General features: G+C 68.7%; 11 protein-coding genes. 10 read left to right on the forward strand and 1 reads right to left on the reverse strand.

Going from position 1 to position 10,047, the window contains the following annotated elements; all coding sequences use genetic code 11:
• Positions 1-35 precede the first annotated feature (35 nt).
• Positions 36-1,382 (forward strand): formimidoylglutamate deiminase, encoded by a 1,347-nt coding sequence (locus SGR02S_RS02605; RefSeq protein ID WP_067105451.1) that lies wholly within the window; start codon positions 36-38, stop codon positions 1,380-1,382.
• Positions 1,379-2,074 (forward strand): histidine utilization transcriptional repressor HutC, encoded by a 696-nt coding sequence (hutC, locus tag SGR02S_RS02610; RefSeq protein ID WP_067105452.1) that lies wholly within the window; start codon positions 1,379-1,381, stop codon positions 2,072-2,074. The genes SGR02S_RS02605 and hutC overlap by 4 nt, the downstream gene beginning before the upstream one ends.
• On the opposite strand, the gene SGR02S_RS02615 is transcribed toward hutC, so the two are convergent.
• Positions 2,075-4,015: a S9 family peptidase gene (locus tag SGR02S_RS02615; protein WP_067105453.1), complete on the reverse strand. Its 1,941-nt coding sequence runs from the start codon at positions 4,013-4,015 to the stop codon at positions 2,075-2,077.
• 117 nt (positions 4,016-4,132) lie between these two features.
• Here SGR02S_RS02615 and SGR02S_RS19900 point away from each other — a divergent pair, with 117 nt between their 5' ends.
• From SGR02S_RS19900 to rplQ, 8 genes are all read left to right on the forward strand, one after another.
• Positions 4,133-4,342 (forward strand): hypothetical protein, encoded by a 210-nt coding sequence (locus SGR02S_RS19900; RefSeq protein WP_156482934.1) that lies wholly within the window; start codon positions 4,133-4,135, stop codon positions 4,340-4,342.
• A 4-nt stretch (positions 4,343-4,346) separates the two neighbouring features.
• Positions 4,347-4,745 (forward strand): hypothetical protein, encoded by a 399-nt coding sequence (locus tag SGR02S_RS02620; RefSeq protein WP_067105454.1) that lies wholly within the window; start codon positions 4,347-4,349, stop codon positions 4,743-4,745.
• A gap of 57 nt (positions 4,746-4,802) precedes the next feature.
• Positions 4,803-6,146 (forward strand): TldD/PmbA family protein, encoded by a 1,344-nt coding sequence (locus SGR02S_RS02625; RefSeq protein WP_067105455.1) that lies wholly within the window; start codon positions 4,803-4,805, stop codon positions 6,144-6,146.
• Positions 6,147-6,160: 14 nt separating this feature from the next.
• The gene (locus tag SGR02S_RS02630; RefSeq protein WP_067105456.1) at positions 6,161-6,946 is read left to right on the forward strand and encodes an inositol monophosphatase family protein; all 786 of its coding nucleotides are present in this window, start codon (positions 6,161-6,163) and stop codon (positions 6,944-6,946) included.
• A gap of 210 nt (positions 6,947-7,156) precedes the next feature.
• The gene (rpsM, locus tag SGR02S_RS02635) at positions 7,157-7,525 is read left to right on the forward strand and encodes a 30S ribosomal protein S13 (protein WP_067105457.1); all 369 of its coding nucleotides are present in this window, start codon (positions 7,157-7,159) and stop codon (positions 7,523-7,525) included.
• 102 nt (positions 7,526-7,627) lie between these two features.
• Positions 7,628-8,017 (forward strand): 30S ribosomal protein S11, encoded by a 390-nt coding sequence (rpsK, locus tag SGR02S_RS02640; protein ID WP_003040416.1) that lies wholly within the window; start codon positions 7,628-7,630, stop codon positions 8,015-8,017.
• A gap of 100 nt (positions 8,018-8,117) precedes the next feature.
• Entirely contained in the window at positions 8,118-9,176 is a 1,059-nt protein-coding gene (locus SGR02S_RS02645) for a DNA-directed RNA polymerase subunit alpha (RefSeq protein WP_067105458.1), read from the forward strand.
• Positions 9,177-9,451: 275 nt separating this feature from the next.
• Positions 9,452-9,871, forward strand: a complete 420-nt coding sequence (gene rplQ, locus SGR02S_RS02650) for a 50S ribosomal protein L17 (protein ID WP_067105459.1) — start codon at positions 9,452-9,454, stop codon at positions 9,869-9,871.
• Positions 9,872-10,047 lie beyond the last annotated feature (176 nt).

Consider the following 10,047-nt stretch of genomic DNA (forward strand, 5'->3'; position numbering starts at 1 on the left):
GTTATTATGTCTAGTCATAACAAGGGAGGATCGGAATGCAACAGCTTTGGTTCCGGCAGGCGCTGCTGCCCGACGGATGGCAGAACGCCGTCCTGATCACCCACGACGCGGGCCGGATCACCCGGGTCGAGCCCGATAGCGCGGCGGGGTCGGCCGAGGTCCACGCCGTCGCCCTGCCCGGCCTGTGCAACGTCCACAGCCACGCCTTTCAGCGCGGCATGGCGGGCCTGTCCGAGCGCGGCGCCGGGCGCGACGACGATTTCTGGAGCTGGCGCGAGGTCATGTACCGCTTCCTGGCGCGGATGACCCCCGACGACGTCGCCGCCGTCGCCGCGCAGGCCTATGCCGAGATGCTGGAGTCGGGCTTCACCCGCGTCGGCGAATTCCACTACCTCCACCACGATCCCGACGGGCGGCCCTATGCCGATGCCGCCGCGATGGCGGGCGCGATCGTCGCGGCGTGCGACGCGACCGGCATCGGCCTGACGCTGCTGCCCGTCTTCTACGCGCACGGCAATTTCGGCGGCGCTGCGCCCAGTCCGGGGCAGAAGCGTTTCCTGTCGTCGCGCGACGGCTTCGCGCGGCTGGTCGAGGCGAGCCGCGCCCTGCTTCCCGCCGACGCGACGCTGGGGATCGCGCCGCACTCGCTGCGCGCGGTGACGCCCGCCGAACTGGCCGAGGTGACCGCGCTCGCCACCGACGGTCCGATTCATATCCACGCCGCCGAACAACAGCGCGAGGTCGACGACTGCCTCGCATGGAGCGGCAGGCGCCCCGTCGAATGGCTGCTCGATGAAGCGGGGGTCGACGCGCGCTGGTGCCTGATCCACGCCACTCACCTGACCGACGCCGAATGCGACGCGCTCGCGGCGCGCGGTGCCGTCGCGGGCTTGTGTCCGGTGACCGAAGCCAACCTCGGCGACGGCATCTTTCCCGCGACGCGCTATTTGCGGGCGGGCGGGCGCTTCGGGGTCGGCACCGATTCGAACATCGCGATCGACCTCGCCTCCGAATTGCGCGCGCTCGAATATTCGCAGCGGCTGCGCGACCGGCGGCGCGTGCTGCTCGCCGGAAACGGCCAGGATTCGGTCGGACGCACGCTGTTCGACGCGGCGCTCGCGGGCGGCGCGCAGGCGCTCGGCGTCACGGGGGGCTTGTCGGCCGGCGCGCCCGCGGACATGGTCAACCTCGACATGACGCACCCGACGCTCGCCGGCGCCGATCCGGCCACCCTGCTCGACCGCTGGATCTTCGCGGGCCGCACCGGTCCGATCGACCGCGTGTGGCGCGGGGGCCGGCTGTGCGTCGAGGGCGGCCGCCACGTCGCCGCCCCGGCGATCGCGGCGCGCTATACCGCGACGCTGGAACGCCTGCTCGCATGACCGCGACGCTCGACCAGCGGATTCGCGGCGACATCAGCGCGCGGATTCATTCGGGCGAATGGCCGCCGGGGACCCGCATTCCCTATGAGACCGAGCTTGCCGCGCATTACGGCTGCGCGCGCGCGACGGTGAGCAAGGCGATGGAAACGCTGGCGCGCGCCGGGCTGATCGAACGGCGGCGCAAGGCGGGAAGCTTCGTCGCGCGCCCGCACAGCCAGTCGGCGGTGCTCGAAGTCCCCGACCTCGCCAGCGTCGCCGCCGCCAAGGGCGAGACCTATCGCTGGCAGCGGAACCGGCTCGCGGCGCTCGCCGCGGGCGAAGCGCCGGACATCGCCGGGATCGCCGGCGCGGCGCTGGCGGTCGAGGGGGTGCATTTCGCCGACGACCTGCCGTTCGCGATCGAGGAGCGCTGGATCTCGCTCGCCGCCGTGCCCGGATGCGCGGACGAGGATTTCACCGGCACGGCGCCCGGCACCTGGCTTCTCGGCCATGTCCCCTGGACCCACGCGCGCCACCGCATCCGCGCGGTCGCCGCGTCGGCGGCGGAGGCGCGGCGGCTGGCGATCCGGCCGGGAACCGCCTGCCTGAGCCTCGAACGCTGGACGTGGCGCGCGCGCGATTATGTCACCTATGTCCGCCAGCTCTTTCCCGGCGACCGCCACGACCTGATCGCCGATTTCGACCCGAGCTGATCAGTTCAGCAGATAATGCTGCCAGAACAGCAGCGAGGTCCAGAAGGTGTAATCGACATTCTCCTTCTTGCCCCACTGGTGCCCCTCGTTGGTCGCCACAAGGCTCCAGGCGGTGCCGCCGTTGCCGCGCACCGCGGCGACGATCTGGTCCGCCTCCGACGCCGGCACGCGCGGATCGTTGGCGCCGGTGACGACGAACAGCGGTTTGCGGATGTCGGAAACGCGCGTCAGCGGAGAGATTTCCATCAGCTTCCTGCGCTGCGCCGGATCGCGCTCGTCGCCATATTCGACACGGCGCAGGTCGCGCCGATATTCCTGCGTGTTCTCGAGGAAGGTCACGAAGTTCGAGATCGCGACGACGCACAGGTTCGCGCGCAGCTTGTCGGCGAAATGGGTCGCGGCGGCGTAGCACATATAGCCGCCGTAACTGCGTCCGGTCAGCCCGAAGCGCGCCGCGTCGAGCCCCTTGTCCTTCGCCAGCGCGTCGAGGAAGACGCCCATGTCGCGAACGCTGTCCTCGCGCTTGAACGGCCCGTTGTCGAGCCCGACGAAGCGCTTGCCATAGCCGGTCGAACCGCGGACGTTGGGATAGAAATAGGCGACGCCCAGTTCGTTGATCAGATAATTGGTGCTGCCCAGGAATTCGGGGCGCCACTGGCTTTCGGGCCCGCCGTGGACGTGCATGATCAGCGGTCGCTTGCCCGGGAATTTCGCGGGGTCGGGACGATAGAGGAAGCCCGACATCTCCAGCCCGTCGAAGCTCTTCACCCTGACCAGTTCGGGTTCGATGTTGCGCGCCGCGTCGAGCCCGCCGGTCTCGCTTTTGGTCCAGCGCGTCACCGCGAGCGTTTCGGGATCGACGCTATAGGCGTCGGCGGCGCTGCGCGCCGAGGTGAAGCCGATGCCGATCGCGCCCCACGGCGCGACCTCGACATGGCCGATCACGCCTGCGGGAAGGCCGTCGACCGTGCGCGCCCGGCCGCTCGCGACGTCGAGCACGCGCAGGCGGCTCGCCCCCGCCTCGTTGATCGCATAGGCGACGAAGCGCCCGTCGTCCGACAGGTCGAACGCCTCGACGTCCCACGATTCCGCCGGCCCGCGCGGCGTGAAGACGCCGGTCGCGGGGTCTAGCGTGCCGAGACGCTGAAAGTCGCTGCCCTCGTCGCTCGTCACCCAGATGGTTCCGTCGGGCGCGAAAGCCGCCTCGCCATAGGCCACCGTCTTGCCATGGTCGCCGATCGGCGTCATCGCGCCGCTGCTCAGGTCGAGGCGGAACAGGTCGGTCTTTTCGACCGAGGCATATCTGGCGACGAGCGCCCAGCTCTTGTCGGGCGCGAAGCCGGCGACCGCCCAGCCGTTGCTGTCGACCTGCGCGACGAGACGCGCCGACGCGGGGTCGCGCGGGTTCATGACATAGATGTCGCTGTCGCGGCCGTTCCGCCGCGTCGAGGTGAAGGCGATGAGGCTGCCGTCCTTGCTCCAGGCATTGAGCGCATTGCGGCTCTTGCCATCGGTCAGCAGCGTCAGGCGCCCATCCTTCATCGTGTAGATCTGATAGAATTCGTTGCCGCCGATGTCCTTCTGGACCAGCATCAGGTCGCCGGTCGCGGGCGCCCACACGCCCCGGCCGACAGGTTCCGCCTCGAACGTCAATTGCTCGCGCGCGCCCATCGGCGCCGCGACGCGGTGAAGCTGGGTCGTGTTGCCGAAGCGCGTCGCGATCAGCATCGTCTTGTCGCCGGGGTTCCAGCCGACGAAGGACGCGCCGCGATATTCCATATAGGGCCGCGTCGCCACCGCAAGCGCCGCGGGGACGTCGGGCATGCCGTCGGCGACCAGCGCCGCGGGCTTCGGCTGCACGTCGGCGGGCGCCTCCTGCCCGGCAGCCGGAACGGACGCCAGCGGCAGGGCCATCGCGGCCAGAAAAGACAGATGACGCATGATGATTTCCCCATGTTGCGCGATGGATGGCGGTCGCCCAATGAAGGCATCGCGCCCTAAATCTGGCCCATCTCGCCGTTCGTGTCGAGCGGAAGAGAGGGCCGCGTTTCGGACCCGATGCCCGACGCGCGCTTTCGCCGGTGCCGGGTTTCGACCAACGGCCTCTGCGGCTCGATGGTCGCCATGGAGCAACGGCGCGCCGCGAAATCGTTCGGAATCTGCGATGAAATGACGAAAAAATTAACGAATCGCTGGCATCGTGGCTTGACTTGGGGATTAACGGCTGAAAACCTGGGGTTTCTGGGAATCGCCAGCCGGGGAGGCTGAAAACATGGCATCAGCATTCGGACCGCGCCTGTGGAAGCGCTTGCCGCCGAGCGTGCCCGCGGCACGCAGCCTCGGCCGCCGGATGACCCTGCACGCGGCCGCCGCGCTGCTCGTTTTCGCCGCGCTGCAGATCTGGCTGGTGTCGAGCGCGATCGCCGCCGGCGCGCCGTCCGCCTTCATCATCGTCGCGCTCGTCATGCTGGTCGCGCTCGCCCTTCCCGCCGCGCGGCTGACCGAGCGGCGCTGGTATCATCTGAGCCGCCAGGCGCTCGCGAGCTGGGGACTGCACGCGCGCTTCCGCCGCGACGTCCGCCGCCTGTGGGCCGCCGCGCTCGCCCTGCCCTTCCTGTGGGTCAGCGGCGCGATGGCGGCAACGCAGGGTTTCGCCGCCATCACCCTCTAGGACGGCGCCGCCGACTTTGATTTTGACGACCGGTCCCGCGCCGTATAGGGCGCGGCCATGCTGAGTGTTTCCGAAGCCCTCGACCGCGCGCAGATGCTCTGCGACGCCGCGACCAAGGCGGGCGCCGACGCCGCCGACGCCCTTTATTACTGCAACGCCGCGACCGGAGTGTCGATGCGGCTCGGCCAGCTCGAGGATGTCGAGCGGTCCGAGGGGCAGGATATCTCGCTGCGCGTCTTCGTCGGGCGACGCAGCGCGAGCGTTTCGACCGCCGACATGGACGCGGGCGAACTGGCGAAGCTGGTCGAGCGCTGCGTCGCGATGGCGCGCGAAGCGCCCGAGGACCCCTATGCGGGCCTCGCGCCGGAAGAACTGCTCTACAAGGGCCCGGTGCCCGACCTCGATCTCGACGACGGCAGCGAGGCCGATCCGCAGGCGCTACGCGCCGCGGCGCTGGCGGTCGAGGAAGCCGCGCGCGCCGTCGCGGGCGTGACCAACAGCGAGGGCGGCACCGCGAGCCACAGCCGCACCCGCTTTGCCCTCGCCACCAGCCACGGCTTCGCCGGCGGCTACGGATCGAGCGGGCACAGCCTGTCGGCGAGCGTGATCGCCGGCGAAGGCGCCGCGATGCAGCGCGATTACGGCTGGCACAGCGCGCACCATCTGTCGGACCTCGAAAGCGCGGCGGAGATCGGCGCGCGCGCCGGCACCCGCGCCGTCGCGCGGCTGAATCCGGGCAAGGCGCCGGTCGGCAAGGTCCCGGTGGTGCTCGATCCGCGCGTCGGCGGCAGCATCCTCGGCCATCTGCTCGGCGCGATGGCCGGCCCCGCCGTCGCGCGCGGCACCAGCTTCCTGCTCGGCAAGGAGGATCGGGCGCTGTTCGACAGCGGCATCGTCGTCCGCGACGAACCGCACCGGCCGCGCGGTCTGCGCAGCCGCGCCTTCGACGGCGAAGGCCTGCCGACCGGCGCGCGCGACATCGTGGCGGACGGGCGGATCACCGGCTGGCTGCTCGACACCGCGTCGGCGCGCCAGCTCGGCCTGGCGCCGACTGGCCATGCCAGTCGCGGCGGCGGCGCGGCGGGCGTGACCGCCAGCAACCTGCACCTCGCCCCCGGCGCCCTGTCCCGCGAAGCGCTGATCGCCGATATCGGCGAAGGCGTCTATGTGACCGAGCTGATCGGCCAGGGCGTCAACGCCGTGACCGGCGACTACAGCCGCGGCGCGTCGGGCTTCGCGATCCGCGACGGGGCGATCGCGGGGCCGATCGCCGAATTCACCGTCGCCGGGAACCTGATCGACATGTTCGCGGCGCTGGTTCCCGCCAGCGACCTCGTCTTCCGTCATGCGACCAATGTGCCGACGCTCCGCATCGACGGCATGACGGTGGCCAGCAGCTAAGGCCTCGCCATCCGATGCCCGCCCGCAACCTCGAAGCCGTGATCGCCGCCACGCGCGAGGTCGGCGACATGGCGATGGCGCGCTGGCGCGGCGAGGGAAAGGCGATCGACGTCTGGCACAAGTCGCACGACAATCCGGTCAGCGACGTCGATCTCGCGGTCGATGCGCGGCTCAAGGCGGTGCTCGGCGCGATGGTCCCCGAGGCCGGCTGGCTGTCGGAAGAGACCGCCGACAATGCCGACCGGCTGTCGCGGCGCGCGCTGTGGTGCGTCGATCCGATCGACGGCACGCGCGATTTCATCCGCGGCCGCCCCGGCTGGGCGGTCTCGGTCGCGCTCGTCATCGACGGCGCCCCGCAGGTCGGGGTTCTCTATGCCCCGGCACTCGATGAACTGTGGGTCGCGCGCAAGGGACAGGGCGCGACGCTGAACGGCGAAACGCTGCGCGCCAGCCGCCGCGTCGCCTTCGACGGCGCGCGCGTCCCCGCCGACAGCCTGCCGAAGGTCGACCGCGATCTGGTGATGGTGACCAAGCCGAACAGCATCGCACTGCGCATGGCGCTGGTCGCCGACGACCGCGCCGACCTGGTCGCGACGCTGCGCTGGGGGTTCGAATGGGACGTCGCCGCGGCGGCGCTGATCGCGGCGGAGGCGGGCGCGACCGTGACCGACGCCTTCGGCCAGCCGCTCGCCTTCAACACGCCGAGCGCGCAGGCCTTCGGCGTCATCGCCTGTGCCCCGGGCATCCACGCGGCCGTCGTCGACCGGCTGCACGACCGGGCGGTGGCGGCAACGTCCTAGACGGCAGAGAGGTACGGATCGGCGAGCCGCCGGACCGGCGCTTTGCTTGACAATCGGGGCGACTCGCCCTAGTTGCGGCCTATTCCAACATACCGACCGGACGGCGAAACGCGGGACGCGGCTTCGTGGTCCGCTTTTTGCGTTGGAAATCAGACGCTTTGAGATAGGGCTCGTTTGCCAGCGTGCCCTGTGGAGCAGGAGAAAGATTACATGGCACGTATCGCGGGCGTCAACCTGCCCACCAACAAGCGCGTGATCATCGCGCTCACCTATATCCACGGCATCGGCCGCAAGACCGCCGTCGGCATCGCCGACAAGCTGGGGATCGACCACAGCCGCCGCATCCAGGACCTCAGCGATGCCGAGGTGCTGCAGATCCGCGAAGCGATCGACGCCGACCTGACGGTCGAGGGCGACCTGCGCCGCGAGACGGCGATGAACATCAAGCGACTGATGGACCTCGCCTGCTACCGTGGTCTGCGCCACCGCAAGGGCCTGCCGGTCCGCGGCCAGCGCACGCACACCAATGCGCGCACCCGCAAGGGCAAGGCGAAGCCGATCGCCGGCAAGAAGAAGTAAGGTCGCGGCGCGTCCACCGGGCGCGCTTCCCTGCTTCGCGGCCGCGACCGGGACCACCCGTCCCTCGCCGGCCAGCTTCAGGATCTAGGACAGGATTTCATCATGGCTCGTGAACCGCAGCGCCTTCGTCGGCGCGAACGCAAGAATATCTCTTCGGGGGTCGCCCACGTCAACGCGACCTTCAACAACACGATGATCACCATCACCGACGCGCAGGGCAACGCCATTGCCTGGTCGAGCGCCGGCATGATGGGTTTCAAGGGCAGCCGCAAGTCGACCCCCTATGCCGCGCAGGTCTGCGCCGAGGATGCCGGCAAGAAGGCCGCCGAGCACGGCGTGCGCACGCTGGAAGTCGAAGTGAAGGGCCCCGGCGCCGGTCGCGAATCGGCGCTGCGCGCGTTGCAGGCGGTCGGTTTCCACATCACGTCGATCCGCGACGTGACGCCGATCCCGCACAACGGCGTGCGCCCGGCCAAGCGCCGCCGCGTCTGACGCTTCCGGATCGGCGGCACCCCCGCCGCCGCGCCGTCACACCATTCACGCGAGGGCAGGCCGCGACCCCGACCCGTCCCGCAAAAGCAAAGGGAAGTCCATGACTGTCAATATCCGGAACTGGCAGGAATTGAAGAAGCCCAGCAACCTGGAAATCAAGGCCGGCAGCGACGGCAAGAGCAAGGCGACCTTCGTCGCCGAGCCGCTCGAGCGCGGCTTCGGCCTGACGCTGGGCAACGCGCTGCGCCGCGTGCTGCTGTCGTCGCTCCAGGGCGCGGCGATCACGTCGATCAAGATCGAGAACGTCCTGCACGAATTCTCGAGCCTTGCCGGCGTGCGCGAGGACGTCACCGACATCGTCCTCAACGTGAAGCAGATCGCGCTCAGGATGGAAGGCGAAGGCCCGAAGCGGCTGCAGCTTTCGGCGACCGGCCCCGCCGTCGTCAAGGCGGGCGACATCATGGTGTCTGGCGACATCAAGGTGATGAACCCCGACCATGTCGTCTGCCATCTCGACGATGGTGCGACGCTGAACATGGAACTCGTCGCCGACACCGGCAAGGGCTACGTCCCCGCGACCGCCAACCGTCCGGCCGACGCGCCGATCGGCCTGATCCCGGTCGATTCGCTCTACTCGCCGGTGCGCCAGGTCGCCTACAAGGTCGAGAACGCCCGCATCGGGCAGGAACTCGACTATGACAAGCTCAACCTGACCGTCGAGACCGACGGCACGGTGACGCCCGAGGATGCGGTCGCCTATGCGGCGCGCATCCTGCAGGACCAGCTCCAGGTCTTCGTCCACTTCGAAGAGGCGATGAACGACAGCGGCCTGATCGGCATGGCGGCGCCGTCGCAGGCGAGCGAGGAGTCGGACGTCAACCAGCTCAACCGCTTCCTGCTCAAGAAGGTCGACGAACTCGAACTGTCGGTCCGCAGCGCCAACTGCCTCAAGAACGACAACATCATCTACATCGGCGACCTGGTCCAGAAGACCGAGGCCGAGATGCTCCGCACGCCGAACTTCGGCCGCAAGTCGCTCAACGAGATCAAGGAAGTGCTCTCGTCGATGGGTCTGCGCCTCGGCATGGACATCCCCGGCTGGCCGCCGGAGAATATCGAGGAAATGGCCAAGAAGCTCGAACAGGAGCTGCTGGGCTGAGCAACGAACCTTCTCCCTTGAGGGGAGAAGGATACGTAGCCTTATCGCGAAGCGATTAGGCGAAGTTGGATGAGGGTGAGCGGCGCGAAGCGCCGCGCGGTTGCAAAGCAACCGCATACCCCTCACCCAGCTGCAACTAGGCGACAAGTCGCCAAGTTTTCGCAACCCTCTCCCCCAAGGGGAGAGGGAAGCAACCAATGGGGAATGGGTCGGCCCGTTAATCGACCTGGTCTGGGCTACCTCATACGGGCCCTTAACGAACGAAGGACAAGAACATGCGTCATAAATCGGGTGGCCGGAAGCTTCAGCGCACCAGCGCGCATCGCATCGCGATGTTCCGCAATATGTCGGCCTCGCTGATCAAGCACGAGCAGATCACGACGACCGTCGCCAAGGCGAAGGAACTGCGCCCCTATATCGAGAAGCTGGTCACGCTCGCGAAGCGCGGCGGGCTCGCCAATCGGCGCCTCGCGCAGAGCCGGCTGATGGACGACACGCAGCTCGTCAAGCTGTTCGACGTGCTTGCCGAACGCTACAAGGACCGCAACGGCGGCTACACCCGCATCATCAAGGCGGGCATCCGCGCTTCGGACGCGGCGCCGATCGCGATCATCGAATTCGTCGACCGCGACGTCGATGCCAAGGGCCAGGATTCGGGTCCGGTGATGACCGACGAGGAACTGGAAGACGCATAAGCCGCGCCTTTCCGGTGACACAAGATCAAGGGCGGCGTCCATGGGACGGCCGCCCTTTTTCTTTATCCATAGCCGCCTGGATTAAAGTCTGTGGGGATTCGGGTTTCGGCGCGCTGCCCCATCCTTCGTCATGCTGAACTCGTTTCAGCATCCATGGCCGGACCTTCCCTTTTTGT

The organism is Sphingopyxis granuli NBRC 100800 (assembly GCF_001591045.1).
Classification (GTDB): Bacteria; Pseudomonadota; Alphaproteobacteria; order Sphingomonadales; family Sphingomonadaceae; genus Sphingopyxis; species Sphingopyxis granuli.

What these genes read in the sequence shown, in the direction of transcription:
- SGR02S_RS19900 (WP_156482934.1), top strand. Translation starts at nt 4,133, where the DNA reads ATGCCCGACGCGCGCTTTCGCCGGTGCCGGGTTTCGACCAACGGCCTC.
- rpsM (WP_067105457.1), top strand. Translation starts at nt 7,157, where the DNA reads ATGGCACGTATCGCGGGCGTCAACCTGCCCACCAACAAGCGCGTGATC.
- SGR02S_RS02615 (WP_067105453.1), bottom strand. Translation starts at nt 4,015, where the DNA reads ATGCGTCATCTGTCTTTTCTGGCCGCGATGGCCCTGCCGCTGGCGTCC.
- SGR02S_RS02625 (WP_067105455.1), top strand. Translation starts at nt 4,803, where the DNA reads ATGCTGAGTGTTTCCGAAGCCCTCGACCGCGCGCAGATGCTCTGCGAC.
- SGR02S_RS02605 (WP_067105451.1), top strand. Translation starts at nt 36, where the DNA reads ATGCAACAGCTTTGGTTCCGGCAGGCGCTGCTGCCCGACGGATGGCAG.
- SGR02S_RS02620 (WP_067105454.1), top strand. Translation starts at nt 4,347, where the DNA reads ATGGCATCAGCATTCGGACCGCGCCTGTGGAAGCGCTTGCCGCCGAGC.
- SGR02S_RS02630 (WP_067105456.1), top strand. Translation starts at nt 6,161, where the DNA reads ATGCCCGCCCGCAACCTCGAAGCCGTGATCGCCGCCACGCGCGAGGTC.
- SGR02S_RS02645 (WP_067105458.1), top strand. Translation starts at nt 8,118, where the DNA reads ATGACTGTCAATATCCGGAACTGGCAGGAATTGAAGAAGCCCAGCAAC.
- rplQ (WP_067105459.1), top strand. Translation starts at nt 9,452, where the DNA reads ATGCGTCATAAATCGGGTGGCCGGAAGCTTCAGCGCACCAGCGCGCAT.
- rpsK (WP_003040416.1), top strand. Translation starts at nt 7,628, where the DNA reads ATGGCTCGTGAACCGCAGCGCCTTCGTCGGCGCGAACGCAAGAATATC.
- hutC (WP_067105452.1), top strand. Translation starts at nt 1,379, where the DNA reads ATGACCGCGACGCTCGACCAGCGGATTCGCGGCGACATCAGCGCGCGG.